Source organism: Frateuria sp. GZRR35 (genome assembly GCF_051900415.1).
GTDB lineage: Bacteria > Pseudomonadota > Gammaproteobacteria > Xanthomonadales > Rhodanobacteraceae > Frateuria_A.
Genome location: NZ_JBHZGL010000007.1, coordinates 18681 through 44386, shown reverse-complemented (window position 1 = coordinate 44386; position 25706 = coordinate 18681). Strand labels below are relative to the sequence as shown.

Sequence of the window (25706 nt, the reverse complement as noted above, 5' to 3'; positions counted from 1 at the left end):
GCCATGCTGGCTGCGGCATCATAGGCATTCCCGAGAGGTCGTCAGCTCATGGTCCATCCCGTGCTTTCCGTCGTGTTGTGCACGTACAACGGCGCCGCCTATCTGCAGGAACAACTGGAAAGCCTGCTTCGGCAGACCCGGAGGCCGGATGAGATCGTTATCGGGGACGACGGCTCGCAAGATGGGACATGGCTTTTACTCCAGGCGTTCAAAGAAAAGGCCGCGGCGCTGGGCATCCGGACCCAGGTACTGCGGCACGAGCGCAACATCGGTTTTGTAAGCAACTTTTCCCGAATGCTTCAACAGGCCATGGGGGACATCCTGTTCCTGTGCGACCAGGACGATGTCTGGCGCTGCGACAAGCTCGCCACGATCACGCGCTGCTTCGAGAATGATCCCTCGTTGCTTTTGCTCTTCAGCGATGCCCGGCTGGTGGACGCGGGCGGCGCCCCATTGCGGCACACCTTGTTCGAGGCGCTCGAGCTGACTCGCGAAGAGCGCGCCGCGATCCACGAGGGGCGCGCATTCGAAGTCTTGCTACGTCGGAATACAGTGACCGGTGCGACATCCGCGTTCCGACGGCGCTTGGTTGACCTTGCCTTGCCGGTGGGGACTGGTTGGATTCACGACGAATGGTTGGCGATAGTTGCGGCCGCCGCCGGCCGGGTCGGTATGATCGAGGAGAGCCTGATCGACTACCGCCAGCACGCCGGCAATCAGATTGGTATGCACAAACGCACGTTTATCGAAAAGTGGCGTGACCTCGTACGCCGACGTCAGGCGCAACTTCTCGCCGAGATCGGGCGGTTGGAGGTATTGCGCGCTCATCTGGCCGCCGCGCCGGTCGACTTCGACAGGATGCGCGGGCCCATCGAGAGAAAACGTGCCCATTTCCAGCGGCGGGTGTTGCTCGGCGCTGTCCCGCGATGGGCGAGGTGGCCCGGGGTCGCCCGGGAGGCCATGCGTGGCGACTATCGCCGATACGTTACGGGCGGGCGCTCCGTGCTCAGGGATCTGTTGCGCCGTGGTTGAGCGTTCCACCTCACAGGTTTGTGCCGTGGTGGTCACCTATCATCCCGACCCCGATCAGTTACGTGCGTTGCTGGCTTCGTTACAGGACCAAGTCGGCGCCACGGTGGTTGTCGACAATAGTGGCCCGGATCAAAGATCCTCGATTGACGCGGACGGATGGGCGGTAGCCGCTATTCTGCAGCAGCCCAGCAACATCGGTTTGGCAAAGGCTCAGAACCTCGGCATTGACTGGGCGCGCCAGCATGGCTTCGACTACGTGGTCTTGTTCGACCAGGACAGTTTGCCCGGCCAGGGCATGGTGCATGCGCTGCTCCGTGCTATCGACCTCCTAAGCACGGCAGGCCCTGTAGCAGCGGTCGGACCACGTTTCCATGACCTGCGCGAAGACCGGCACGCTCCGTTCGTGCGCTTAGGCTTCCCACTCAATCGCAAGCTCAGGTGCGCGCCGGGACGATCCACTATCGAGTGTCATTTTCTGATCAGTTCCGGCGCGCTGCTGCCGTTGACGGCGCTCGAGGACATTGGCGACATGGATGCCAGTCTCTTCATTGACAACGTCGACCTGGAATGGAGCTTCCGCGCCATTGCAAAGGGCTACACGCTCCACGGGGTGTGCGCCGCCACCATGCATCACCGCCTCGGCGATGCGCGCAAGACGTTGCCGCTGGGCCTGGGACAAGTGACAGTGCACAGACCCGTCAGGCTGTACTACATGATGCGCAACCGCGTGCGCCTTTATCGGATGCCGCACACGCCCGGGATCTGGGTGGCGCAGGACCTGCCGCGTGTCATGGTCAAACTGTTCCTGTTCACCGTGTTCGTCGCGCCGCGCGGACGCAATCTGCGATTCATGGTGCGTGGTTTATGGGACGGCTGGCGCGGACGGGCGGGTGCATGCCCACTGGAGACACAGGCGTAGATCCTGGTTACATGTTCTGGTAGTTGGGCCCCGAACCACCCTCGGGTGTGACCCAGGTGATGATCTCGTACGGGTCCTTGATGTCGCAGGTCTTGCAGTGCACGCAGTTGGCGGCGTTGATCTGCAGGCGCTTGGCCTGGCTCCCGTCGGGCATGGCGTCTTCGACGATCTCGTAGACGTTCGCCGGGCAGAAGCGGGTGCAGGGGTTGTCGTATTCGACGCTGCAGCGCTCGATGCAGATATTGGTGTCGGCCACGTGCAGGTGGATCGGCTGGTCCTCGTCATGCTCGGTGGCGGCGAAGTAGACGCCGGCCAGGCGGTCGCGCGGGGCCAGCTCGCGCGGCACGTAGTCGCGCTTGGGTTCCTCATATTGGCCGATCTTTTCCAGCGAGCACCAGTCCGGCTTGTTCTTCAGCGTCCACGGCGAGGCGCCGCGGGTGAGCGTTTCCCACGCGGCGTTGGCCATGCCGAACCACAGGCCCTTCTTGAAACCGGGCTTGATATTGCGCACCTGCTTCAGTTCCGCCATCGCCGGCGAGGCGCGCAGGGCGGCGTCGAAGCCGGCGGCGTTCAGGCCGTTGGCGGCCAGGTGCTCGGCGGCGAGCATGCCGCTGCGGATCGCCTGGTGGGTGCCCTTGATCTTGGGCACGTTGAGCAGGCCGGCGGTGTCGCCGATCAGGATTGCGCCCGGCATCTCGACCTTCGGCAGCGACTGGTAGCCGCCGGTGACGATGGCGCGCGCGCCGGCCGAGAGGATGTTGCCGCCCTCGAGCAGGGGTTTCACGTGCGGGTGGTTCTTCCATTGCTGGAAGGCTTCCCACGGCTTGTACTCCGGATCGCGGTAATCCAGGCCGCTGACGTAGCCGAGCGCGATGCGGTCGCCATCCAGGTGATAGAGGAAGCTGCCGCCGTAGGTGCTGGTGTCGGCCGGCCAACCGAAGCTGTGCACGATCTTGCCGGGGGTGACGCGCCCCGCGGGCACCTGCCACAGTTCCTTGATGCCGATCGAGTAACCCTGCGGATCGGAGTCCTTGTCCAATGCGAAGCGCTTGATCAACTGCTTGGTCAGGCTCCCGCGCGCGCCCTCGGCCAGCACGGTGACCTTCGCCTTGATGTCGATGCCCTGGGTGTAACCGCTCTTGTGCGTTCCGTCCTTCGCCACGCCCATGTCGCCGATGCGCACGCCGGCCACCGAGCCATCCTCGTTGTAGACGTTGTCGGCGGCGGCGAAGCCGGGGAAAACGTCCACGCCCAGCGCTTCGGCCTGCGGCGCCAGCCAGGCGCACGTCGCGCCGAGCGAAACGATGAAATTGCCGTGATTGTTCATTCCCGGCGGCACCGGCAGCTTGCGCCCGCCGGTCTTGCTGAGCAGCCAGAACTCGTCCTCGCCGGCGGGCACGCAGATCGGCGGCGGATTCTCGCGCCAGCCCGGCAGCAGCGCGTCCAGCGGGCCCGGTTCGATCACCGCGCCGGAAAGGATCTGGGCGCCGATGGTGGATGCTTTTTCGATCACGCAGACGGTGGTGTCCGGCTGCAGCTGCTTCAGGCGGATCGCGAACGACAGCCCGGCCGGCCCGGCGCCGACCACGACCACGTCGTATTCCATCGTTTCGCGTTCGCTCATGGCGGACTCCGTGCGGCGCACTTATAAGGTAAGAGCGGCATTGTCCGGTTTCACAGACCCGGGGGCAAACCGGGCTCTTCACTAACGACCGCTTGCAATCGCTTTGCGGGCCGTGGCGATAATCGGAAATACTCCCTGAAGGACGAGGCATGAATTCGACTCCGCCGATCGCCGACATCGACCTGCGCCGCGCCAGCGTGTGCCAGCTCCTGCACTGGCTGGCGGTAGGTCGCGTGCAACCCCAGGCGCTGGCCGACGTCTACCAGACGGCGATCGACCGGATCAATCCCGAGCTCAACGCCTACGTCGACCTGCGCCCCGGCCTGCTGCAGGAACAGGCGCGCACGGCGACGCATCGGCGCCGCGACGGCGTGCTCGGCCGCCTCGATGGCATCCCGATCGCCCTGAAGGACAACTTCGACATGGCCGGCTGGCCCACCCGCGCCGGTTTGCCGGGACGCGAGCAGCCGGTGCAGGATGACTCCCACGTGGTTGCGCGCCTGCGCGCCTCAGGCGCGGTGCTGGTGGGCAAGACCAACATGGATGAGGCGGCGCTGGGCGCGGCCACCGACAATCCGCACTACGGTCCGACGCAGAATCCGTACAAACCCGGTTACAGCGCGGGCGGCTCCTCCGGTGGCGCTGCGGCGGCGGTGGCGGCCGGGCTGGCCGCGGCGGCGGTGGGCTCGGACAGCCTGGGCTCGATACGGATTCCTGCGAGCTACTGCGGCGTGTATGCGCTCAAGCCCACGCACGGGGAGATCTCCGCCCGCGGCATGCTGCCGGCGGCACGCCGCCTCGATGCCGTGGGCCTGCTGGCGCGCAGCGCCAACGACCTGACCGTGTTGCTGCAGGTGCTGGCCGGCTACGACGCCGACGACGCGCGCTCGCGCCGGCGCCGCGTAGCGTTCTCGCCGCCGGACTGGGAGCCGGGCAACCTGCGTGCCGGCCTGCTGCCGGACCTGGCGGCGGTGGGCGTGGAGCCGGAGGTGATCGAGGTGTTCGACGCGGCGCTGGCGCGCCTGCCGCGCGAGCTCGGCGAGCGGCGCACGGTGGACTTCTCCGACTGGAATTTCGCGCGCACCCGCCGCGCCGGCCTGCTGCTGATGGAGGCCGAAATGCTCGGCACCTTCGCCGAGGACCTGGCCGATACCGCCCGTCCGGTCTCGCCGCGCCTGCGCGAGATGCTCGGCTACGCCGCGCGCAAGAGCGCGGCCGACTACGCCATCGCCGACCGCGTGCTCGACGCGGCCACGCTCAAGATGCGCCGCTTGTTCGCGCAGATCGACGTGCTGGTGCTGCCGACCACGCCACAGGGCGCGTTCCCGCTGGACGGACCCGCGCCCGATTCCGCAGCCGACCTCACCAGCTTCGCCAGCCTGGCCGGTTGCCCGGCGGTGAGCATCCCGATGGGCGTCTTGCCGGATGGGCGTCCGATCGGCATGCAGTTCGTCGGCGCGCGTGGTTCGGACCTTCGCCTGCTGGAACTGGCCGCGGTGTGCGCCTCGACGCTGGACGTGGAGCCGACCTACCCGGCGATCGCCTGAGCGCGTGAGCTGGCAGCCGCTCGCGCTGGAGGGCGCGGACCTCGCGCTCTGGACAGACTGGTTGCCGCCAGCCGAGGCGGATGGGCTGCTCGGAGCGCTGCTCGAAACCGTTCCCTGGGAAACCCACGTCATCCGGATGTTCGGCCGCGAGGTGGCCTCGCCGCGGCTGAGCTGCTGGATCGGCAACCCGGGCGCCAGCTACGTCTATTCGCGCACGCGCTTCGAGCCGCATCCATGGCCAGCCGCGCTGGCCGCGCTGCGCCCGCTCCTGGAGCACGCCTGCGGCAGCGCCTTCAACAGCGTGCTGGCCAACCTCTACCGCGACGGCAATGACGCGATGGGCTGGCACAGCGACGACGAGCCCGAACTGGGCGCGGCGCCGGTGATCGCCTCGTTGAGCCTCGGCTCGTCACGCCGCTTCCTGTTCCGGCCAAAGGTGACATGCGGCCCCGCCGTACTGGAACTGGAACTGCCGCACGGCAGCCTGCTGCGCATGGCCGGCGCAACCCAGCGGCTCTACCAGCACGCGCTGCCGCGCATGGCGCGCGTGCAGTCGCCACGCATCAACCTCACCTTCCGAAGGATCCTGTAGGAGCGCACCTGTGCGCGACTGGAGGCATCCCGGTCGCGCACAGGTGCGCTCCTGCATGGAACCTTTGCACCTTGGCTTGCTCCCGGGTGCCGGCGATAATCGCCACTTTCCCCAAGGTGCCCGAGCGATGACCGAGAAGACCGTACTCAACGAGACTCACCGCGCGTCGGGTGCCCGCATGGTCGATTTCGGCGGCTGGGACATGCCGATCAACTACGGCTCGCAGATCGAGGAGCATCACGCGGTGCGCCGTGACGCCGGCATGTTCGACGTCTCGCACATGACCGTGGTCGACCTTCACGGACCGCGCACGCGCGAGTTCCTGCGCCATCTGCTCGCCAACAGCGTCGACAAGCTCAAGGCGCAGGGCAAGGCGCTGTACTCGTGCATGCTCAACGAGCAGGGCGGGGTGATCGACGACCTGATCGTGTACTTCTTCGACGAGGCGCACTTCCGCCTGGTGGTGAACGCCGCCACGCGCGCCAAGGACCTGGCCTGGATCGAACAGCAGGCCAAGGCTTTCGGCGTGGAAGTGAAGGAGCGTCCCGACTTCGCGATGATCGCGGTGCAGGGCCCCAACGCCCGCGCGAAGGTGATCGGCCTGTTGCACGAGGTCGACCGGCCGCGCATCGAGAAGCTCGGTCGTTTCGCCGCTGCCGCCGCGCAGGGCCCGCACGGCATGCCGCTGTTCATCGCGCGCACTGGCTATACCGGTGAAGACGGCTTCGAGATCATCGTGCCCAGCGAGCAGGCAGTCGCCCTGTGGCAGGCGCTGGCCGACGCAGGCGTAAAGCCGGCGGGCCTGGGCGCGCGCGATACGCTGCGTCTGGAAGCGGGCATGAACCTCTATGGCCAGGACATGGATGAGACGGTGTCCCCGTGGGAAGCCAACCTGGCCTGGACCATCGCGCTGGACGAAGGTCGCGACTTCATCGGCCGCAAGGCGCTGGAGACGCAGAAGGCCGCCGGCGTGCCGCGCGTGATGGTCGGCCTGGTGCTCGACGAGAAGGGCGTGCTGCGCCACGGCCAGAAGGTGCTCACCGCCAACGGCGACGGAGAGGTCCTCTCCGGCAGCTTCGCCCCCACGCTGGACAAGGCGGTGGCCTTCGCGCGCATCCCCGCCGGCGATCCGGGTGAGGTGCGGGTGGACATCCGCGGCCGCGAGGTGCCGGTGCGCGTGGTGAAGTATCCGTTCGTGCGTGATGGCAAGCCCTGCGAAGGCATCTGATTCACGCGCGTCATTCCTTTAGAGTTCCCGCCGAGCGGCTAGAATCGCCGCTCCATTCCACGACAACGACTGGACCCGACCATGAGCGAGATTCCCGGCGACCTGAAGTTCCTCAAATCCCACGAATGGGCCCGCGTCGAAGATAACGGCGTGGTGCGCGTGGGCATCTCCGACCACGCGCAGGGCCAACTCGGCGACCTGGTGTATGTGGAGCTGCCGGAAATCGGCGCCAGTGTGCAGGCCGGCACCGGCACGGCGGTGGTTGAGTCGGTGAAGGCTGCTTCGGACATCTATTCGCCGGTGTCCGGCGAGATCGTCGAGGTCAACGAACTGCTTAACGACAAGCCTGAGACGATCAATGAAGACGCCTTCGGCGAAGGCTGGATCTTCGCCGTGCGCATCTCCGATCGCGCCGAACTGGATGAGCTGCTCGACGCCGACGCTTACGCCGAGCAGATCGAGAACGAGGACCACTGACGGTCCGATGATCGTGCGCCGCATCGGCGGGCGCACGATCGATCCAGCCGCTCTTCTTTCCTCCGGACAAGGAAGGGCCAGGAAGCGCCCGGGACGATTTGCGATCGCCATCGATCGTGCCGCTGGTCGACTTCCATTCATCCCAATGAAGGCTCCCATCCCGCCTCGCAGGACGTGTCCCGCGAGGCGGGATGGCGCGCGGAGCATGTGTCAGTCGGTAGTTGCCGATGTATCGCAAACCCTTGTGGAGCAAGGGTTTGCGCGGCGCGGACGATTTTCGACCGGTTATTATTTAGGCGTCTATACGTCTAAATGATAATGTCCGCGGTAATCCGCCAACCCTTGTCGTGCGGCCCTTTGCGGGCTCCCGGAGGGGCTTTCGACCGGCCGAATTTTCTGGTCGAAATCAATTGACAGTTGAAATCTTCAGGAATAGCTTTCGCTTCAGATCAGGGGAACGGGTCCACATGGCAGCATCGAAATTCATAACGCCTTATGTCGATCACGGCGAAAAGGCCGGCGCGGTGCGCAAGATCACCGTGTCGATTCCGCTGCATGTCCTGCGTCTGCTTTCCGACGAGCGCACCCGCCGTCAAGTGAACAATCTTCGGCACGCCACCAACAGCGACTTGCTGGTGGAGGCGTTCCTGCACGCTTTTACTGGGCAACCACTGCCAACTGATGAGGAGCTGAGACGAATGGCCACTGCCAAGAAAACCGCTGCAAAGAAACCGGCCGCCAAGAAGGCGCCCGCCAAGAAGACCGCTGTGAAGAAGGCCGCCGCCAAGAAGCCGGTTGCCAAGAAGCCGGCCGCCAAGAAGGCTGTCGCCAAGAAGGCCGCCCCGAAGAAGGCTGCCGCCAAGAAGCCGGCCGCCGCCAAGAAGGCTGCCGTCAAGAAAGTTGCCGTGAAGAAGGTTGCCGCCAAGAAGCCGGCCGCCAAGAAGGCTGCACCGGCCAAGGTGGTGAAGGCCACCAAGACCGCCAAGGCCACCAAGGCCAAGAAGTAAGCTTTCCAAAAAGACCAACAAGCGGTATCGACTTTCTCTCCCTGCGGTGCCCAGCGCGGGGAGGGTACTTCGAAGAGCGATTCGTCCCGGCCACGGCCGGGACGCTTCGTTTCAGGGACCCTCAAAACAGGCAGGCCTCCCGATCACCCAAGTATTTGCCGCAACGGCACATTGGCGGTAACTTGTGCGCACTCGCGCCGCGCACGTCCAGGGGGACGGCCGCTCCTACAGGGGGAAAAAGCGCGGGTATCTCATGCCAGCCAATGGTGAACGTCCCATGGATACCCGTACCAGTTCTACGCGCGCGCATGCGCGCGGGGCCGCCCGGCCCACGTTGATCGCCGTGATCGCCATTTTCATCCTGCTGGCCGCGGCCAGCTGGTTCCTCATCCTGCAGCCGCACCAGGAACTGGTCATGCAGGATGCCGGCGGACATCCGTCCACGCCGGTCTCGACCGACAAGATCGCCGTGGCGCCGCCCGCCAACGTCGAGGCGATGGACTTGAACCAGTTGCTTGCCGAGGCGCGCAAAGCGATGAACGACCATCGCGTGCTTGCGCCGGCGGGCAACAACGCGTTCGAGTTCTACCTCAAGGCGCTGGAGAAGCAGCCGGGCAACCCGGTGGCCACCGATGCCCTGCGCGAGACCTTCCCGTTCGCCGCAAGCGGCGCCGAGCAGGCGATCAACGGGCGCGATTTCAGTGAAGCCCAGCGCGAGATCGACCTGCTCGCCAAGGCGGATCCGGCCAACTACACGCTGACCATCCTTCGCTCCAAGCTCGACGCGCAGCGCAAGCTGCTGGACAAGGAGCAGCAGCAGGCGCTCGAGCAGCAGCGCCAGCAGCAACTGGCCGCCGACAAGGCGGCGGCGGACAAGGCTGCGGCGGAGAAGCTGGCGGCCCAGCAGAAGGCGCAGCCGGCCGAGCAGAAGCCGCAGACCGAGGTCGCGGCCGCCAATGCGCCGGCCGCCGCCGAGGCGGCCAACCCCGCGCCGCAGCGGGTGGTGACCACCGACCCGGTGATGACCAAGTACGTGCAGCCGCGCTTCCCGACCCAGGCACAACGTGCACGCACGCAAGGCTGGGTACTGGTGGGCTACACGGTCGATACCGAAGGCAACGTAAGTGGCGTGCAGGTCGTCGACGCCCAGCCGCGCCACCTGTTCGACCGCGAGGCGGTCAACGCGGTCGAGCGCTGGAAGTACAAGCCCGCCACGCGCAACGGCACGCCGGTGGAAGCAAAGATGCAGAAGAAGATCGAATTCAAGCTCTGAACCGGAAGCCAGGACATGTGAAAAAGGCGGCGCCTGGCGTCGCCTTTTTTTGTGCGGTGGAAAGCGCATCGGGCGCAACCGCGTCAGCCACAGAGCGGGCGGCAGCACGAGTGAAGAAGCCCGCGGATCAGGGCGAGAGCGGCTCTAGTGGCGACGATGGCGTCGCGCGCGGGTCCTGGTGCGCGGGCGATCGGTAACGCTTTTCTCCAGCCCGGCCCAGTCCACGTGCGGCAGGCCGAGCAGGCTGTCGAACACCATCGGCATCAGGCCCGAAGGCGTGGGGACGCCGGCGTTCCACATCGTCACCACGCCGGTGTGGTACTTGGGGAAGAAGCCGATCATGGTGCGGTAGCCCTCCACCGCGCCTGCGTGGTAGACCAGCGTTTCGCCGCCATAGGTGAATACGCGCCAGCCCAGCGCATAGGCCGCCGAGGTGAGGCGGCCGTTGCGCCAGGGCGAGGAATGGAGCTCGCCCGGCGTGCGCACGCCCGGTGTATGCAGCGCTTCCAGCGTTGCAGGGGAAAGCACATCCGGACGCCCGCCCATCTGCGCGATCAGCCATTTCTCCATGTCGCGCAGGCTGGCGTTGACGCCCGCCGCCGGCGCGACCCGGTAGTAGTTTTCCTTCGGTTCGAACGGCACCCAGCCGCGTCGCGTGCGCCGATGCGGGCGCGCCCAGCTCTTGCTCGATTCCAGGCCCGCGCGTCCGTAGCTGGCGGTGGTCATGCCCAGCGGCAGGAAGATGCGCCGATCCACCAGTTTGTAGAAGAAGTTGCCGGTCATCGCGTACACTACGTCGCCGATCAGGCTGAACGCAACGTTCTGGTAGCCGTAGCACTTGCCCACGCCGCAGGTCATGTCGACCTGGTCGAGCTTGCGCACCAGCTCTTCGTACGGGACGTCGTCCTCGAGCATGTTGTCGTAGGTGTTGCGCGGCAGGCCCAGTCGCTGGCCGAGGATGTCGGCGACAGTCGCGCGCTGCGTATCGGGTACGTTCTTGAGTTTGAAGAACGGCAGCACGTTGACCAACCGCGTGTCCCAGGCCAGCTTGCCGTCCTGCACCAAGATGGCGGCAAGGCCAGTGGCGAACGCCTTGGACAGCGAGGCGAGACGGAACACGGTATCGGGTTTGACCGGTTCCTTGTCGGCGGCGTCGGCGTAGCCGATGGTGCCCTCGAAGACGACCTTGTCGTTCACCACGACCGCGGTGGCCAACCCGGCCACGGCATCACGCTGGTCGAGCTTGCCGAGCCATTGCTTGTAGGCCTCCAGCGTGGCTTGCACCCGCGCGGGTGGAAGCGACTGGGTGCCGGAGTCGGCGGGCGAGGCGGTGGCGGAGGGTGATGCCGGCGTGGCGGCGCGGGCCAGTGCGGGGATCGTTGCTGCGCCGAGCAGGCCGGCGATCAGCAAGGGAAGCGTACGAAGCTGCATGCCTGGAAGAGTCCGGCGCAAAGTCTTGGAAAAGGTGAAGAAAAGGCCCGGGGGGGCGCAATGCCCCCGATTGTGGGGCACCCGGGCCAGCTCTACAACGAGAAGAGGCTGGCGCCAGGCTGCTGGTGTTCAGACCATCGGCCCGCTTGCGCAGCGCCCCGTCCAGCGTGCGACAGCCGACCGGGTCGCGCATGCTAGGCTTTGGCGCTCCCCACAAGGCTGGACTCTCCGTGAGCCTGCGCCACAACGCCCGCGCCGACGAGCGCAGCGGGCTGATTCTCTCCACGCTGGCCTTTTTCCTGGTGATGGCCGGCTACTACATGATCCGACCTGTGCGCGATCAGCTGGGCGGCGCAGTAGGGTCCCAGTCGTTGCCGCTGTTCTACGGGGTGACCTTCGCCGTCATGCTCTTGCTGACCCCCGTGTTCGGCTGGCTGGTGGCGCACGTGTCGCGCCGGCGGCTGCTGGCGTGGAGCTACAGTTTCTTCATCGTTTGCCTGGTCGCCTTCGTGCCTGCGTTCCTGGCGCAGGAACGTATCGGTGCCAAGCTGCTGGGCGTGGTGTTCTACGTCTGGGTCAGCGTCTTCAATCTGTTCGTGGTGTCGCTGTTCTGGAGCTTCATGGCCGACATCTTCGCCAGCCAGCAGGCGCGGCGAGTATTTCCGCTGATTGCGCTCGGCGGTATGGGCGGGGCGATCTTCGGGCCGTTGCTGACCCGATGGCTGTTGCACGTGCTCGGCGTGGCGCAACTGCTGGTGGTGTCGTCGGGGGCGCTCGGTCTCGCGCTGCTGCTGCTGTTGCAGCTTTCCGCACGCGATGAGCGGGCCGCTGGCGGGCAGACCATGCAAGGCACCGGTGGCTCGCTGTGGGCTGGCGTCCGCGAGCTGTGGTCGCGGCCGTTCCTGCGCTACATGGCCATGCTCATGCTGCTCGGCGACGGCATCGGTACGCTGGCCTACGCGTTGATGGCCGACTTTGCGAAGGCGCATTTCGCCGACCGTGTCGCGCGCACGTCGTTCTACAACGACCTGGACCTGGCGACCAACGCGCTGGGTGCGCTGCTGCAGTTGACGCTGACACGCTGGCTGCTGGTCCGTTTCGGTGCCGGCTGGGGCCTGGTGGTTCCCGCACTGGTCAACATCGGCCTGCTGCTCATGGTCGCCGTGTTCGGACCGGGCGACATGCTCCTGCTGGGCATGGCCGTGCCGTTGCTGGCCGTGATGCTGGTGACCACTCGCGGGTTTGCCTACGGCATGACCAAGCCGGCGGTCGATGCGCTGTACACCCGCGTGCCGCGCGAGACGCGCTACAAGGGCAAGAACTTCGTGGAGACGGCCGTGTGGCGCTTCGGCGACGTGCTGGTGACCAGCGGCGTAAGCCTGCTGGCGTGGCTCGGTGTGGGCGTGGGCGGCATGGGCTTGATCGGCGCCGGCGTGGCGACGATGTCGGCGTGGGTCGCGCGGCGTGCCGGGCGATCACCGGACCTGGCCAGGGACTGAGCCGGGTCCGTGATCTCAGGGTGGGCTTTAGCCCACATCGCATCCTGGCAAGGTGGGCTGAAGCCCACCCTACGAAGGCCATGCGTCAGCTGGTGATGTAGCGCTGCAGTTGTTCGATCTGTTCGGCCTGCGCGTCGATCACCGCCTTGACCAGGTCGCCGATCGAGATCACGCCGACCACGCGCCCGTCCTCGACCACCGGCAGGTGCCGCACGCGTCGCTCGGTGCACAGGCGCATGCAGTCGAACACGTCCGTCTCGGGCGAGATGGTGAGCGGTTCGCTGCTCATGATGTCGGCCACCGCGGTCTGCGCGGAGGAACGTCCCTGCAGGATGACCTTGCGAGCGTAGTCGCGCTCGGAAACGATGCCCGACAGCGCGGCGTCCTTCATCACCACCAGTGCGCCGACGCGGCGCTCGGCCATCTGCCGGATGGCGTCCAGTACGGGCGCCTCGGGTGCGATCGCATAGACGTCGCTGCCCTTGCTTTGCAGAAGATGCCTTACCTGACGCATGCCCGGTGCTCCTCTTCGGCCTGCGTCGGAGTCTAGCGCTGCGGCGTCGGCAGGGTGTGTAGGTACTGATCGGTGGCGTCGGGCGGGCCTTACAGGTGTTCTTCTTCCACGAAGTACAGCGGGCGCTGCTTGCTCTCGGCGTAGCTGCGGCCGAGGTATTCGCCGATCACGCCCAGTGCCAGCAACTGCACGCCGCCGAGGAACAGGATCACCAGCATCAGCGTCGGGTAGCCGCGCACCGCGTCACCCCAGATCAGTGCCTTGGTCAGCACCCACAGTCCGTAGACGAAGGCCAGCAGCGAGGAGCCCAGCCCGACCCAGGTGGCCAGCCGCAACGGGGCGCTGGAGAACGAGGTGATGCCCTCGATGGCCAGTTGGCTCAGGCGCCAGTAGTTCCACTTGGTGCGACCGCTGTGGCGTGGCTCGCGCTGGTAGCGCACGGCGGTCTGGCGGTAGCCGATCCAGGCGAACAGGCCCTTCATGAAGCGTTGGCGCTCGCGCAGCTTCGCCAACGCATCCAGCGCGCGGCGCGAAAGCAGGCGGAAGTCGCCGGTATCGCGCGGCAGCGGGGTGTCGGAGAGCCGCTCCATGGCGCGGTAGAAGCCGGCGGCGGTGAGACGCTTCAATCGTGTCTCGCCGGCCCGAGCGCTGCGCGTGGCGTAGACCACGTCGAAGCCGGCGCGCCATTGCGCGACAAGTTCGGGGATCAGCTCGGGCGGGTCCTGCAGGTCGGCGTCGATCACCACGGCCGCGCCTTGGGTGACGTGGTCCAGCCCCGCCGTGAGCGCGGCCTCCTTGCCGAAATTGCGCGAGAGCTTGAGCGCGCGCACGCGCCGGTCCCTTGCTCGCAGTGCTTCGATCGCCGGCCAGGTGCCATCGGTGCTGCCGTCGTCGACGTAGAGCACGGTGCTGTCCAGTGCCAAGGTGTCGAGCACGGCGGCAAGGCGCTGGTGGAACGCGCCGAGCACGGCCGCCTCGTTGAAGGCGGGGACGACGACGGTCAATTCGCTCATGGGTCAGTGTCCTCGCCGCACGCGCGGGGGATGGTTGGCGTCCAGGTAGCCTGTGCCACCCAGGTGCTGCATCTGTCGCTGGATCCATTGCGTGCGGCGCTGGACGTACGCGCTGGGGCGGTCGGCATGCAGGCGGCGCGGGCTGGGCAGCACCGCCGCCAGGCGCGCAGCCTGCGCCGGTCCGAGCCGCGCCGGCGGCACGTGGAAATAGGCCTCGCTCGCCGCACCCACGCCGTAGATGCCGTCACCCAGCTCGGCGATGTTCATGTACACCTCGAGGATGCGCCGCTTGGGCCAGGTCAGCTCGATCAGCACGGTGTAGTAAGCCTCCAGCCCCTTGCGCACGAAGCTGTGGCCATTCCACAGGAACAGGTTCTTGGCGACCTGCTGGCTGATGGTGCTGGCGCCGCGCAGGCGCTTGCCATCGTCGGCATCGTCCAGCGCGTCCTGGATCTGTTCGAGGTCGAAGCCGTGGTGGAAGGGAAATTTCTGGTCCTCGCTGGCCACCATGGCCAGCGGAACGTACGCGGACACGCGCTCCCACGGGACCCAATGCTGGCGCAACCTGAAATCACGCTCGTCGTGCAACAAGGCGCCGATACGACGCTCCATCATGACCGCCGAGGTCCACGGCGGTACGAAGCGCAGCACCAGCACCACCAGCCAGGACAGCGCCAGCCAAGACACCGCCAGAATGGCGAGCGGCCGCAGCAGGCGGCGGAGGGCGGTGCGCGGTGGAGGCATCGTCTTGGCGTCGACCTTCGGTTGCGATCCCCGGGAGTATAAGCGGCCCATTGTTCCGTGCCGCGCTGTCCCCATCTCAACCGACTCACCGTGTCGAGGTCATTTCTGTGGAAACCGTGCTTGTCGAGGACGTGCTGCATCGCTTCGTGCTGGAACGCGCCGGTGTGCGCGGCGTGCTGGTGCGGCTGGGTGCCGCCTGGCGCGAGGTCGCCGGGCGCTCGGACTACCCGGCGCCGCTGCAGGAGCTCCTGGGCCAGAGCCTGGCCGCCAGCGCGCTGCTGACCGGCAACATCAAGCTGGAGGGCGCGCTGTCGATCGAGCTCAAGAGCAGCGGTGCGCTGCGCCTGCTGTTCACCGAATGCAGCGACCAAGGACGGTTGCGCGGCCTGGCACGCTGGAACGATCCGCTGCCCGAGCCACTGGACCTGTCCGCGTTGCCGGGGGCGGTCATGGCCATCACGATCGGTCACGCCGAGCGCGGCCAGCGCTACCAGGGCCTGGTCGAACTCAGCCAGCCGGAACTGGCCGGTGCGCTGGAAAACTACTTCCGCCTGTCCGAGCAGCTGCCGGCGCGCCTGTTGCTGGCGGCCGACGGCGAGCATGCGGTCGGGCTGATGCTGCAGAAACTGCCCGACGAGGGCGGCCATGACGCCGTCGAGGACGAGGATGCCTGGAGTCGCGTCCTGCATCTGACGGGCACGCTGGGCCGCGACGAAATGCTGGCGACCGCGCCGGAGCAGCTTCTATACCGCCTCTACCACGAGGAAACCGTGCGGATGTTCGAGCCACGCCCGCTGGCGTTCGGCTGCAGTTGCTCGCGCGAGCGGGTGGAGTCGATGTTGCGCTCGCTGGGGCGGGACGAGGTCGAGGCCGCACTGGCTGCGCGTGATGACGAGATCGAGGTGATCTGCGAGTTCTGCGCGCAGCGCTACACCTTCGACCGCATCGATGCCGAGCATGTGCTGAGCGGCGGGGTGAGCGCGGATACGTCCACGACGTCGCAGTAAACCGTAGGGTGGGCTTCAGCCACCCTCATGTCCGTCACGCCACGGCGGGCGTCGGATCGGCCGGCAACCACACGCTGATCGGCTGCGGGCGCGCGAACAGGAAGCCCTGGCCGTAGCGGCAGCCGACGCGCATCAGCGCCTGGCGCTGGTGTTCTTCTTCGATGCCTTCGGCGATCACCAGCATGTTCAGCGAGTCGGCCAGCACCTGGATCGCGCGCACCACGGCCAGGCCCTGGCCATCGCCCTCGCGCGGCAGCTCGGTGATGAAGGAGCGGTCGATCTTCAGCGTCTCGAACGGGTACTGGTGCAGGTAGCTCAGCGAGGAATAGCCGGTACCGAAATCGTCCAGCGCCACCCGCACGCCGCGGCTGCGCATGTTCTCCAGGATGCGTTTGACCTGCGCCGGGTTGTCCAGCAGCGCGCGCTCGGTGACCTCGATGCGGACCTGTCGCGGCGGCAGGCCGTGCTCCGCGAGCAGGGCGAGCAGGCGGGCATCCAGATCCGGCAGGCGGAAGTGGCGGCCGGACACGTTGATGCTGACGAAGCCGTCCTTGCCCAGCAGCGCCGGCGCCTGCGCGCAGACCTGCTCGAAAATCTGCCAGTCGATGCTCTCGGCGCAGCCGGCTTCCTCGGCGATGATCAGGAACTCGCCCGGGGCGAGCAGGCCGCGATCCGGGTGATGCCAACGCAGCAGTGCCTCGTAGCCCACCACATGGCCGTCTTCCAGCGCCACGATGGGCTGGTAGAACGGTACGAATTCGTTGCGCGCGAGGCCGCGGCGCAGATCGCTCTCCAGTTCCAGCAGCGACAGGGCTTCGCGGCGCAGGCGGTCGTCGAATACCGCCGCGCGGTGGCGGCCTTCGTCCTTGGCGCGATACATCGCCGCGTCGGCGTCGCGCAACAGCTCTTCCGGTTTCTGGTAGTGCGGGGCGGGCAGGGCCACGCCGATCGAGGCCGAGGTGAAGATTTCCTTGGCGCCAAGGCGGAACGGTACCTGCAGTTCACCGATGACACGCTCGGCGACCGCCACTGCGGTCGCCGGGTCAACAATGCCCTCCAGCAGCACGGCGAACTCGTCGCCGCCCAGGCGCGCGACCACGTCGCGGGTCTTCAGGCACGCGCGGATGCGCCCGCCGACCTGGAACAGCAGGTCGTCGCCGACCAGATGGCCCACCGAATCGTTGATGACCTTGAAGCGGTCAAGATCGATGAACAGCACGGCGAAGCCGCCTTCTTCCGGTTCGCCGCGATAGCGTTCCAGCGCTTGCTCCATCCGCTGCAGCAGCAGCGTGCGGTTGGGCAGGCCGGTGAGCGAGTCGTGCAGGGTTTCGTACTTGAGCCGGCGCTCGACGCGTTCGCGCTCGGCGATCTGCTCGCGCAGGTCGCGGTTGGCCAGCGCCAGCGCGCGGGTGCGCTCGGTGACGCGGCGCTCCAGTCCCGCGTAGGCCTGCTTCAGCGATTCGGCCGTGTGCTTGCGCTGCAAGGCGTTGGCGATGTGGTAGCTGACGAAGGTGAGCAGTTCCTGGTCACGCTCGTTGTAGGTGTGCTCGGGCGTATAGCTCTGCACCGCCAGCACGCCCATCACCTTCTCGCCCCACACCAGCGGCACGCCGAGCCAGCACAGCGAATGGGTGCCCTGGCGCTGGATCTCGCCCAGGGTGGTCAATCGTTCCAGTTCGGCCGAGTCGGCCAGCAGCGGCTTGCCATGGCGCAACACGTACTCGGTGGCGCCGCGGCCATGCAGGCGCGGCGCTGGCACGTTGTCGACCTCGTCGACCGAATAGGGGAAGGTCAGCTGCCCGCTGTCCTCGTCGACCAGCGCGATGTAGAAGTTGCGCGCGTACAGCAGCCCGCCGATGACCCGGTGCACCGCCGAATAGAACGTATCCAGGCCTTCGGAGGTACTCGCCAGTTCGGCGATGCGGAACAGCGCCGCCTGCAGCCGCTCGCCGCGCTGGCGCTGAAGCACCTGCTGGCGCAGCACGCGATTGGCCTCGCGCAGGGCGGCCGTGCGGTCGGCCACGCGCCGCTCGAGTTCTGCCTGCGCCTGGCGCTTTTCGAGTGCGGCCTGCACGTGCTGGGCCACGTAGCAGAGCAGCTCGCGGTCCTGCGTGGTGTACTGGGTGTCGGCCCGGTAGCTCTGGATCACGATGCCGCCGACCACCTTGGCCTCGCGCAGCAGCGGCACGCCCAGCCAGTGTTCGCAGTCCGGCCCGATCAGCACCAGGCGGTCGGGCACGGTGCGGTTGAGTTCCTCGATCGAGCCCATCATGGCGCGCCCGCCCTTGAGCAGGTTCCAGGTCAGGCTGTGTTCCAGGTCGGACAGCGGCACGCTGCGTTCGGGCGAGGGCGGGTCGCGGTCGGCCGCGTCGGCGTAATACGGGAAACGCACGCTGTCGGTGGCTTCGTCATACAGCACGATGTAGAAGTTTTCCGCGTACATCAGGCTGCCGACGATGGCGTGCAGCGAGCGCATCATCTCGCCCATGTTGCGCTCGGTGCCGGCCTGTTCGGCGATGGCGAACAACGCGCGCTGCAGGCGTTCGGCCAGTGCCAGACGGGAAATCGCCTCGTACAGCCGCGCGGTCTCGGCCTGCTGGCGCATCCGGGTACCGGCCAGTCGACCGAACCAGGCGAGGCGCTCGCGCAAGGGTTCGGACAGGGGCGATTCCGGTTCCAGCACCAGCACGCGCAGCCCCTGCGGATCCTCGGCCAACTCCATCCGACCCGCGGTGAAAGGAGCTTCCTCAACGCCCAACGGGCGCCAACCCAGACGCGCACGCACGTGCCAGTCCGACAGCAGGGTTTCACATACGGCCGCCACGCTGCCGGCGTCTGGTGCCCCGAACAGCCGCTCGACCGCGCGATGCAAGACTTCCCGGTCGGCCGGGAAGGCTGCGGGCTCGCGGGTGGGGGGAGCCGGGTTCATGGAGGGTTCTCAGGTTCCGTGCTTGGGCCGTGGCGTGACTATATCGTGCGCGGCGGGCTTTGTCGGAGGTTCGTTTTGCCTGAATTTCATTCCCGGGGAACCCTCTTTTCACATGGTGGTCCATGCAAAAGCGATATGTGCCTGGGTTCACCGTTTGAGCGGCATCCCCTCCTGGCGGGGTGTTAGTTAAACGTAAAGGAGCTATACTCGCCCCCAACGAATGGCATACGTCTGCCTGCCACCTTCCGACTGCTTACAACGACTTATGCGCCGCCTGTTGCCCCTGCTGACCTTGCTGATGCCGCTCGCCGCGGCAGGCCAGTCGCTGGACGCGAATCGGCCTGCCATCGCGCCGTTGCTGCGCCCGGCAACGGGCCAGGCAGCCGACTCCGGGGTCGTGGTGCGCGACCGCGACGGGCACATGCTCATGCTCAAGGCGGGCGCGCAGGCGGTCGGTGCGAGCCGGCGTGCCGATGCGCCGCTGTCGTTCCCTGTGACCGATGCCGGCAGCGTGACGTCGACCGACCTGCAGTACGGGCTGGACCCGCACCTGCAGATCCACGCCGGGGTCAGTGAGCACAACGGGACCTCCCGCAGCCCGCGGGTGGTCGGCAGCGAGATCGGCGCCACCTACAACCTCGGCCGCTACAGCCTGGGCGTGAGCGTGGGCGCCGACAGCACGCCCGACCAGCGCCTGCCGCGTGTCCTGCCAGGCGCCACGCCCGGCGTGAACGGCCTGCCCGACTTCGATAGCAGCGCCCAGCTCAATGCGCGCGGCCGCGTGGCGGTCGGCGGGCAGAGCGGTATCGACCTGGGAGCCAGCGTGGGCCGCATCCGCCTGCTGCCAGGCAACGAACTGGGCGTCAATTCGCTGGACCAGAAGGCGTTGACCTTTGGCGTCGACCACGGCCCGCTGAGCGGCACGCTGGTCGGCCGCACCATGCAGCCGACGCTGCCGGGCGGCTACTACGGCGACAAGCGCTGGAGCAGCATCGACCTGGGCGTCACCCTGCGGTTGCCGTGGCAGGGCGAACTGAGCATCGGCGCGCAGAACCTGTGGTCCTCGGGAACCTCGGTTCCTACGCCTGCGGGCCCCGAACCCGATCAGTCGCGCACGCCGTACGTGCAGTATCACCAGGACCTTTAAGCTACCCCCGAATACAGAAAAGGCCGTCGCATGCGACGGCCTTTTCGTTTGGCTGCTTGTTCCGGGGTCCGGGGGCGTTTAGCTAGCTGGCGCTCCATTCGGCCCGGCGGGACCGGCTTGCACCATGCGCCGCCCGGTTCTCGCCCTTGCTGGAGCGTGCCCGTCAATCCTTCTTGCGGATGCGCAGGTCGCCACTGAAGGTCTCCACGTGGATGCGGCCCCTGCTGCCACCCACTTCGGCGTTGAGCTCGCTGCCGGGGCCATGATCGTGTTCGATGGCCTGGCCGAAGTCGCTACGAAGGTCGCCGCTGAAGCTGCTGGCATGGATCGATGCGGAAAGATTCGAGGGCACGATGATCTGCACGTCGCCACTCATGCTGTCGACGTCGATGTTGCCGTGCTCGGCAAGGCCACCGTTGAGCTGCACGTCGCCGGAAACCGTGCTCAGGCTAATTTTTTTCCACGGCCCGCCGCTGGCCTGGATGCGACCGGAGACGCTCTGCAGGTCGGCCTGGTTGCCCAGCGCGGGAGCGAGGATGTCGCCGCTGACCGTCTGCAGGTCGGCGCGCTCGGCATGGCCCGATTGCTGCACGGTGCCGCTCACGCTTTCGACCGACAGGTCGGGGGTGCGGGCGTTGATCCGCACGCGGCCGCTGACCGAATTGACCGAGATCTCGCCGCCATCCATGCCGTCGATGCCCAGCGGCGCGCTGACCACTTCCACGTCCAGCGTGGCGCCCTTGGGCACGTGCAGGTCGAGCGTGGTATCGCCCATCGAGTTGTCGCCGTTCCAGTTGAACCAGCCCTTCGAGCCATCGCCCCTGGGCTTGACCTTGATTTCCAGGTCGCCGTTGTCGCCGTCGATGGCCAGCGGCGCGGCGCCTTCGCCGAGCGAACCGGTGACCTGCACCTCGTTGCGGTCCCAGGCGGTGATGGTGACCTGGCCCTTGACGTTGCTCACGCTGATGCGTGCGTTGGCATTGGCCGGGTGGTGCAGGTTGATCGGGGTGTCGGCCAGCGCCTGGCCGATGCACAGGGCGAGCAGCAGGGGAAGGTAGCGTACGGTTTTCATGCGTTGACTCCTCAAGGGTTTCTCAGCCTGCCTGCTGGTCGAGCTGGCGCAGCCGCGATTGCTGTTGGCGGGTGCGCGACAGGAGTCGCTGCAGTGCCGGTGAATGGGGGGCCAGTTCCAGTGCCTGCCTCAGTTCCAGGCGCGCGGCATCCAGTTCGATCGCCGCCCCGGCCAGGCGCGGGTCATCTGGCTTCCACGGCGCCTGGGCCGAGGCCGTGACGGTGGTCTGCGGGTGCTCGAGCAAGTGGCGCTGGCGCAGGCTCAGGGACACGGCGAGCAGGCTCAGGCCCGCGAAGCTGGCGGCGAGCAGCCAGCCCGGACGCGAGCTGGAGCGCACCGGTTCGGCCGGTTCCAGCGCGGCGTCGATGCGCATCCACAGGTCGTGGCGCGGTGCGACCGGCGCGCGCAACTCGCGCAGCTGTCGACGCCATTCGAATTCGTTCATGACGACTCTCCGGGTTCGAGCATCCGGCGCAGCAGCCCGCGTGCACGGTGCAGTTGCGCCTTGGACGTACCGACGGCCATGCCCAGTTCGCTGGCGATCTCCTCGTGGCGCCAGCCTTCCACGTCATGCAGTACCAGTACCGCGCGGGCACGCGGCGGCAATTTGGCGATGGCGCGCTCCAGCTCCTCGCGCTCGGCGGCGCAGAAGGGCACTTCGCCCGGGTCGGGCAGGTCCTCCTCGCCGACGAAGCCGACTGGCTGTGCCCCGCGCGAACGGATGTCCATCAGCGCCACGTTCACCGCCAACCGGTACAGCCAGGTACCGAAGGCGCTTTCGTGGCGGAAGTCGCCAAGCTTCTGCCAGGCGCGCACGAAGGCGTCCTGGGTCAGGTCCTCGGCACGCGCGTGGTCGTAGCCGGCCAACCGGTAGACCGCGCCGTAGATACGGTCGACATGCTGGCGGTACAGCCGCTGGAACGCGTGGCGATCGCCCCGGGCCGCGGCGCGCGCGTCATCGGCGTCGGACCACGCGACAGGCGGTGGCGGCATCGGGCTTCCAGTGGCGAGGCAGGCAGCTTCCATCTTGCCAGCTTGGATGCACGGAAGTGGCGGAGCGTTTAATGCACTCCTCTCCCCGCAGGAGAGAGGGAGCTGGCGTGAGGCCGGCTCGGAAGCTGAGGCGTGTTTCACCCACCCCTCTCCCGGCGGGAGAGGGGCTGCAAGCGATCAGGCCGTGGCGGCGCGGGGCGCGGTTTCGGCGGCGGACAGCCCGCTGGCCACGCGCTGCTGCTCCTGGTGCAGGCGTTCAGGCATGCGCGGGCCGAAACTGGCCAGGTACTCGCCGATGGCGTCCAGCTCGGCCTGCCAGCCGGCGGTGTCGATGTCCAGCAGCTCGCTGGCGGCCTCGCGTGGGAGGTTCAGGCCCTCGAGTTTCAGCTCGCCCTCGGCCGGCACGATGCCGATCGGTGTTTCCACGCCACGAGCCTTGCCGTCGACGCGGTTGATCATCCACTCCAGCACGCGCAGGTTCTCGCCGAAGCCCGGCCACAGGAACTTGCCGTCCTTGCCCTTGCGGAACCAGTTGACGTGGAAGATCTTCGGCAGCTTCATGCCCGGCTTGTCGAACGACAGCCAGTGCGCGAAGTAGTCGCCGTAGTGGTAGCCGCAGAATGGCTTCATCGCCATCGAGTCACGACGCAGCACGCCGACCGCGCCGGTTGCCGCGGCGGTGGTTTCCGAACCCATCGCCGCGCCCATCAGCACGCCGTGCGCCCAGTCGCGCGCTTCCATCACCAGCGGCAGCAGCGAAGGACGGCGGCCGCCGAAGACGATCGCGTCGATCGGCACGCCTTGCGCGTCCTCGGCCTTCTCCGACCAGGTCGGGCACTGTTTCGCGCTCACGGTGAAGCGCGAGTTCGGGTGCGCGGCCGGGCCGTTGGCCGGATCGTACGGACGCCCCTGCCAGTCGGTGACCGGCGTGCCGGGCAGGCCTTCCCACCAGGGCTGGTTGTCGGCGGTGACCGCGACGTTGGTGAAGATCGTATTGCGCGAGATCGACTGCAGCGCGTTGGAGTTGGTCGCGGTGCTGGTGCCCGGCGCCACGCCGAAGAAGCCGGCTTCGGGATTGATCGCGTACAGGCGGCCGTCGGCGCCGGGGCGCATCCAGCAGATGTCGTCGCCGACGGTCCATACCTTCCAGCCGTCCTTGCGGTAGCCCTCCGGCGGAATCAGCATCGCCAGGTTGGTCTTGCCGCAGGCCGAGGGGAAGGCGGCGGCGACGTAGTGCGTCTCGCCCTTGGGATTCTCGATGCCCACGATCAGCATGTGCTCGGCCAGCCAGCCCTCGTCGCGGGCCTGGTTGGAGGCGATGCGCAGCGCGTGGCACTTCTTGCCCAGCAGCGCGTTGCCGCCGTAGCCGGAGCCGTAGGACTTGATCGTGCGCTCCTCGGGGAAGTGCATGATGAAGCGGCGCTCGGGGTCGAGCTCGCCGGTCGAGTGCAGGCCCTTCACGAACGTGCCTTCGCGCTCGATGCGCTCCTGCGCGGCCTTGCCCATGCGGGTCATGATGCGCATGTTGGCCACCACGTACGGGCTATCGGTGATTTCCACGCCGCAACGCGACAGCGGCGAGTCGATCGGGCCCATGCAGTACGGGATGACGTACATGGTGCGGCCTTCCATGCAGCCGTCGAACAGCGCATCGATCTTCGCATGCGCCTCGGCCGGGTCCATCCAGTGATTGTTCGGGCCGGCGTCGTCCTGGTTCTTGTGGCAGACGAAGGTCAGATGCTCCACGCGCGCTACGTCGGACGGGTTGGAGCGGTGCAGGTAGCAGCCCGGATGGGTTTCCTGGTTGAGCTCGATCAGGGTGCCGTCGGCCAGCATCTCCTTGACCAGCTGCTGGTATTCGGCCTCCGAGCCGTCGCACCAATGGATCTTCGCCGGACGCGTGCGCGCCGCCACCTCGTTCACCCAGCGCTCGAGCGCTTCCAGCTTGCTGGCCATGATGTCCTCTTCAAGGTCTTAGGAAAAAAGGGTTCCGGAACGCTAGTTTGCGTGCACTGGTATTGCAAGGTTGAGTGCAGCAAAAGGCGCGCGCAGACGCGCGTAACCCCGCCCCTGAAGGCGTTATCAAGCCGGAATCAATGTCGCGATCATGTGTTCCACGTAGGTGTCGAAGTCCTCGTGGCTGATGCGGGGCAGGCCGAGCGTGAAATTGAGTTGCAGGAAGCCGACGTAGGCGGCGTAGGTCAGCCGCGCGCGATTGAGCGCCTGGGCAGGCGGCAGGCCGGCCTCGCGAAAGGCGGTGGCAAGGAATTCCGTGCGCCGCTGCGACACGCGGGCCATCACCGGCACCACCAGCGGGTGATCCAGTGCCTTGAGCAATGCCGCATAGACGCGGTGGGGACGAAGTTCGTGGGCGACGCGGCGGAACAGTTCGGGCAGCCGCTCGCGCGGGTCGGCGATTGCCTCGATCTGCGCGATTACCTCGCGCTCGCCATACTGCTCCCAACGCTCCAGCGCCGCCTGCAGCAGCGCCTCGCGAGTGCGGAAATGCCAGTAGAAGCTGCCCTTGGTTACGCCCAGGCGACGGGCCAGGGCCTCCACCGCCAACGCCCCGACGCCTTGTTCGGCGATCAGGTCCAGGGCGGCGTCCTCCCAGTTCTCGGCGGACAGGCGAGTGCGTTCGGGCTTGCTGCTGGCGTTCATCCGCGCATGGTAGCGCTTGTGGCTGGGGTGGCGACAGGCGGGGCCTGGGGTGTGGCATCGGCCCGCCGCGGTTGACGGCGCTTCGACCGGCAACCCATACTCGTGCGTATGGTACCAATCCACACGAGCACTTTCCCGAGCCACGACGGAGTCCCGCTGACGGTCGACGTGCGGGGTGCCGGCGCGCCGACGTTGCTGTTCGCCCATGGCTTTGGCCAGACCCGCGGCGCCTGGAACGGCGCCGCCGATGCGTTGGCGGCCCAAGGCTGCCGCTGCGTCAGCTTCGACAGCCGCGGCCACGGCGAGAGTGGCCGCGTGGCCCGCGGCGATTACCACATGGATCAGTTCGCCGGTGATCTTCACGCGCTGGCGCTGGCGCAGCCCGAGCCGCCGGTGCTGGTCGGCGCCTCGATGGGTGGCCTGCTGGGCCTGGTGCTGGCGGGTGAGGCGCGCCCTGCGCCGTTCCGAGCGCTGGTCCTGGTCGACATCACGCCGCGCTGGGAAACGGCGGGCGTCGAACGCATCCTGGCTTTCATGCAGGCCCATCCCGACGGCTTTGCCGATTACGCCGAGGCCGCCGAGCAGGTCGCCGCGTATCTGCCGCAACGACGCGAGCGCAAGCGCGAAGAGCAGCTCAAGCCGCTGCTGCGCGAGGGCGCCGACGGCCGCCTGCGCTGGCACTGGGATCCAGCCCTGCTCGCCGGCGTGGTGAGCGAAAGCGAGCGCTACCAGCCGCGCCTGCTGGCGGCCGCCGCGCGCGTGGACGTGCCCGTCCTATTGGTTTCCGGTGAACGCAGCGACGTGGTCTCGCGCGATACCGTGGCCGAGTTCCTCAAGCTCGTGCCGCACGCGCGCCACGTGGAGGTCGCCGGCGCCACGCACATGCTCGCCGGCGACGCCAATGACGCGTTTACGCGAGAAATCGCCACTTTCATCCAAGATGTTTTCCCGGACGGCCCGAGTCGCCGCCCGGCCATTCCGCAAGAGGTGCATTGAC

General features: G+C 67.2%; 23 protein-coding genes. 12 read left to right on the top strand and 11 right to left on the bottom strand.

The features are described from left to right. The first annotated feature begins 48 nt into the window (after positions 1-48). Positions 49-1032, top strand: a complete 984-nt coding sequence (locus ACFWZ3_RS09980) for a glycosyltransferase family 2 protein (protein WP_439707586.1) — start codon at positions 49-51, stop codon at positions 1030-1032. A gap of 25 nt (positions 1033-1057) precedes the next feature. After that, the gene (locus tag ACFWZ3_RS09975; protein WP_439707585.1) at positions 1058-1951 is read left to right on the top strand and encodes a glycosyltransferase family 2 protein; all 894 of its coding nucleotides are present in this window, start codon (positions 1058-1060) and stop codon (positions 1949-1951) included. A 7-nt stretch (positions 1952-1958) separates the two neighbouring features. Here the strand turns inward: ACFWZ3_RS09975 and ACFWZ3_RS09970 are convergent, their stop codons facing one another. Beyond that, positions 1959-3575, bottom strand: coding sequence for a 4Fe-4S dicluster domain-containing protein (locus tag ACFWZ3_RS09970; protein WP_439707584.1), 1617 nt, complete (start codon positions 3573-3575; stop codon positions 1959-1961). A 149-nt stretch (positions 3576-3724) separates the two neighbouring features. Between ACFWZ3_RS09970 and ACFWZ3_RS09965 the strand changes: the two genes are divergently transcribed. From ACFWZ3_RS09965 to ACFWZ3_RS09940, 6 genes are all read left to right on the top strand, one after another. Next, positions 3725-5122: an amidase gene (locus tag ACFWZ3_RS09965; RefSeq protein WP_439707583.1), complete on the top strand. Its 1398-nt coding sequence runs from the start codon at positions 3725-3727 to the stop codon at positions 5120-5122. Between the two features lie 4 nt (positions 5123-5126). Further along, positions 5127-5714: an alpha-ketoglutarate-dependent dioxygenase AlkB family protein gene (locus tag ACFWZ3_RS09960; protein ID WP_439707582.1), complete on the top strand. Its 588-nt coding sequence runs from the start codon at positions 5127-5129 to the stop codon at positions 5712-5714. A gap of 127 nt (positions 5715-5841) precedes the next feature. Beyond that, positions 5842-6942, top strand: coding sequence for a glycine cleavage system aminomethyltransferase GcvT (gene gcvT / locus ACFWZ3_RS09955; protein ID WP_439707581.1), 1101 nt, complete (start codon positions 5842-5844; stop codon positions 6940-6942). An 81-nt stretch (positions 6943-7023) separates the two neighbouring features. Continuing rightward, entirely contained in the window at positions 7024-7419 is a 396-nt protein-coding gene (gcvH, locus tag ACFWZ3_RS09950; RefSeq protein ID WP_439707580.1) for a glycine cleavage system protein GcvH, read from the top strand. A 467-nt stretch (positions 7420-7886) separates the two neighbouring features. Continuing rightward, a complete protein-coding gene (gene metJ, locus ACFWZ3_RS09945) occupies positions 7887-8426 on the top strand; it encodes a met regulon transcriptional regulator MetJ (RefSeq protein WP_439707579.1) in 540 nt (179 codons plus the stop codon). Positions 8427-8703: 277 nt separating this feature from the next. Beyond that, on the top strand, positions 8704-9699 hold the full coding sequence (locus ACFWZ3_RS09940; RefSeq protein WP_439707578.1) for an energy transducer TonB: 996 nt from the start codon (positions 8704-8706) through the stop codon (positions 9697-9699). Between the two features lie 144 nt (positions 9700-9843). Here the strand turns inward: ACFWZ3_RS09940 and ACFWZ3_RS09935 are convergent, their stop codons facing one another. After that, positions 9844-11130 carry a serine hydrolase domain-containing protein gene (locus ACFWZ3_RS09935; protein WP_439707577.1) on the bottom strand — a complete coding sequence of 429 codons (1287 nt, stop codon included), beginning with the start codon at positions 11128-11130 and terminating at the stop codon, positions 9844-9846. A 275-nt stretch (positions 11131-11405) separates the two neighbouring features. On the opposite strand from ACFWZ3_RS09935, the gene ACFWZ3_RS09930 reads away from it, so the two are divergent. Then, positions 11406-12629 carry an NTP/NDP exchange transporter gene (locus ACFWZ3_RS09930; protein WP_439707732.1) on the top strand — a complete coding sequence of 408 codons (1224 nt, stop codon included), beginning with the start codon at positions 11406-11408 and terminating at the stop codon, positions 12627-12629. An 85-nt stretch (positions 12630-12714) separates the two neighbouring features. On the opposite strand, the gene ACFWZ3_RS09925 is transcribed toward ACFWZ3_RS09930, so the two are convergent. From ACFWZ3_RS09925 to mtgA, 3 genes are all read right to left on the bottom strand, one after another. After that, positions 12715-13143, bottom strand: a complete 429-nt coding sequence (locus ACFWZ3_RS09925) for a CBS domain-containing protein (RefSeq protein WP_209622287.1) — start codon at positions 13141-13143, stop codon at positions 12715-12717. Positions 13144-13232: 89 nt separating this feature from the next. After that, entirely contained in the window at positions 13233-14156 is a 924-nt protein-coding gene (locus ACFWZ3_RS09920) for a glycosyltransferase family 2 protein (RefSeq protein ID WP_439707576.1), read from the bottom strand. A 3-nt stretch (positions 14157-14159) separates the two neighbouring features. Next, entirely contained in the window at positions 14160-14900 is a 741-nt protein-coding gene (mtgA, locus tag ACFWZ3_RS09915) for a monofunctional biosynthetic peptidoglycan transglycosylase (RefSeq protein WP_439707575.1), read from the bottom strand. A gap of 107 nt (positions 14901-15007) precedes the next feature. On the opposite strand from mtgA, the gene ACFWZ3_RS09910 reads away from it, so the two are divergent. Next, the gene (locus ACFWZ3_RS09910) at positions 15008-15907 is read left to right on the top strand and encodes an Hsp33 family molecular chaperone HslO (RefSeq protein ID WP_439707574.1); all 900 of its coding nucleotides are present in this window, start codon (positions 15008-15010) and stop codon (positions 15905-15907) included. Between the two features lie 34 nt (positions 15908-15941). Here ACFWZ3_RS09910 and ACFWZ3_RS09905 read toward each other — a convergent pair whose 3' ends face one another. Continuing rightward, a complete protein-coding gene (locus ACFWZ3_RS09905; protein WP_439707573.1) occupies positions 15942-18836 on the bottom strand; it encodes a bifunctional diguanylate cyclase/phosphodiesterase in 2895 nt (964 codons plus the stop codon). 265 nt (positions 18837-19101) lie between these two features. Here ACFWZ3_RS09905 and ACFWZ3_RS09900 point away from each other — a divergent pair, with 265 nt between their 5' ends. Continuing rightward, complete coding sequence (locus tag ACFWZ3_RS09900; protein WP_439707572.1) at positions 19102-19983, top strand: hypothetical protein; 882 nt, start codon at positions 19102-19104, stop codon at positions 19981-19983. Between the two features lie 163 nt (positions 19984-20146). On the opposite strand, the gene ACFWZ3_RS09895 is transcribed toward ACFWZ3_RS09900, so the two are convergent. The 5 genes from ACFWZ3_RS09895 to ACFWZ3_RS09875 form a co-directional block, all read right to left on the bottom strand. Next, positions 20147-21055: a DUF4097 family beta strand repeat-containing protein gene (locus ACFWZ3_RS09895; RefSeq protein WP_439707571.1), complete on the bottom strand. Its 909-nt coding sequence runs from the start codon at positions 21053-21055 to the stop codon at positions 20147-20149. Between the two features lie 22 nt (positions 21056-21077). Next, entirely contained in the window at positions 21078-21500 is a 423-nt protein-coding gene (locus ACFWZ3_RS09890) for a hypothetical protein (protein WP_439707570.1), read from the bottom strand. Next, positions 21497-22048, bottom strand: coding sequence for an RNA polymerase sigma factor (locus tag ACFWZ3_RS09885; protein WP_439707569.1), 552 nt, complete (start codon positions 22046-22048; stop codon positions 21497-21499). Before ACFWZ3_RS09885 ends, ACFWZ3_RS09890 begins: the two co-directional genes overlap by 4 nt. A gap of 177 nt (positions 22049-22225) precedes the next feature. Further along, entirely contained in the window at positions 22226-24004 is a 1779-nt protein-coding gene (locus ACFWZ3_RS09880; protein WP_439707568.1) for a phosphoenolpyruvate carboxykinase (GTP), read from the bottom strand. 126 nt (positions 24005-24130) lie between these two features. Next, positions 24131-24709 carry a TetR/AcrR family transcriptional regulator gene (locus ACFWZ3_RS09875; RefSeq protein WP_439707567.1) on the bottom strand — a complete coding sequence of 193 codons (579 nt, stop codon included), beginning with the start codon at positions 24707-24709 and terminating at the stop codon, positions 24131-24133. A 108-nt stretch (positions 24710-24817) separates the two neighbouring features. Here ACFWZ3_RS09875 and ACFWZ3_RS09870 point away from each other — a divergent pair, with 108 nt between their 5' ends. Beyond that, positions 24818-25705 (top strand): alpha/beta fold hydrolase, encoded by an 888-nt coding sequence (locus ACFWZ3_RS09870; protein WP_439707731.1) that lies wholly within the window; start codon positions 24818-24820, stop codon positions 25703-25705. The last annotated feature ends 1 nt before the right edge of the window (position 25706 follow it).

Excerpts from the sequence above, each read along its gene's own strand:
- ACFWZ3_RS09980 (WP_439707586.1), top strand. The coding sequence starts at position 49 with ATGGTCCATCCCGTGCTTTCCGTCGTGTTGTGCACGTACAACGGCGCC.
- ACFWZ3_RS09970 (WP_439707584.1), bottom strand. The coding sequence starts at position 3,575 with ATGAGCGAACGCGAAACGATGGAATACGACGTGGTCGTGGTCGGCGCC.
- ACFWZ3_RS09965 (WP_439707583.1), top strand. The coding sequence starts at position 3,725 with ATGAATTCGACTCCGCCGATCGCCGACATCGACCTGCGCCGCGCCAGC.
- gcvT (WP_439707581.1), top strand. The coding sequence starts at position 5,842 with ATGACCGAGAAGACCGTACTCAACGAGACTCACCGCGCGTCGGGTGCC.
- gcvH (WP_439707580.1), top strand. The coding sequence starts at position 7,024 with ATGAGCGAGATTCCCGGCGACCTGAAGTTCCTCAAATCCCACGAATGG.
- metJ (WP_439707579.1), top strand. The coding sequence starts at position 7,887 with ATGGCAGCATCGAAATTCATAACGCCTTATGTCGATCACGGCGAAAAG.
- ACFWZ3_RS09940 (WP_439707578.1), top strand. The coding sequence starts at position 8,704 with ATGGATACCCGTACCAGTTCTACGCGCGCGCATGCGCGCGGGGCCGCC.
- ACFWZ3_RS09935 (WP_439707577.1), bottom strand. The coding sequence starts at position 11,130 with ATGCAGCTTCGTACGCTTCCCTTGCTGATCGCCGGCCTGCTCGGCGCA.
- ACFWZ3_RS09925 (WP_209622287.1), bottom strand. The coding sequence starts at position 13,143 with ATGCGTCAGGTAAGGCATCTTCTGCAAAGCAAGGGCAGCGACGTCTAT.
- ACFWZ3_RS09920 (WP_439707576.1), bottom strand. The coding sequence starts at position 14,156 with ATGAGCGAATTGACCGTCGTCGTCCCCGCCTTCAACGAGGCGGCCGTG.
- mtgA (WP_439707575.1), bottom strand. The coding sequence starts at position 14,900 with ATGCCTCCACCGCGCACCGCCCTCCGCCGCCTGCTGCGGCCGCTCGCC.
- ACFWZ3_RS09905 (WP_439707573.1), bottom strand. The coding sequence starts at position 18,836 with ATGAACCCGGCTCCCCCCACCCGCGAGCCCGCAGCCTTCCCGGCCGAC.
- ACFWZ3_RS09900 (WP_439707572.1), top strand. The coding sequence starts at position 19,102 with ATGCGCCGCCTGTTGCCCCTGCTGACCTTGCTGATGCCGCTCGCCGCG.
- ACFWZ3_RS09895 (WP_439707571.1), bottom strand. The coding sequence starts at position 21,055 with ATGAAAACCGTACGCTACCTTCCCCTGCTGCTCGCCCTGTGCATCGGC.
- ACFWZ3_RS09890 (WP_439707570.1), bottom strand. The coding sequence starts at position 21,500 with ATGAACGAATTCGAATGGCGTCGACAGCTGCGCGAGTTGCGCGCGCCG.
- ACFWZ3_RS09885 (WP_439707569.1), bottom strand. The coding sequence starts at position 22,048 with ATGCCGCCACCGCCTGTCGCGTGGTCCGACGCCGATGACGCGCGCGCC.
- ACFWZ3_RS09880 (WP_439707568.1), bottom strand. The coding sequence starts at position 24,004 with ATGGCCAGCAAGCTGGAAGCGCTCGAGCGCTGGGTGAACGAGGTGGCG.
- ACFWZ3_RS09875 (WP_439707567.1), bottom strand. The coding sequence starts at position 24,709 with ATGAACGCCAGCAGCAAGCCCGAACGCACTCGCCTGTCCGCCGAGAAC.
- ACFWZ3_RS09870 (WP_439707731.1), top strand. The coding sequence starts at position 24,818 with ATGGTACCAATCCACACGAGCACTTTCCCGAGCCACGACGGAGTCCCG.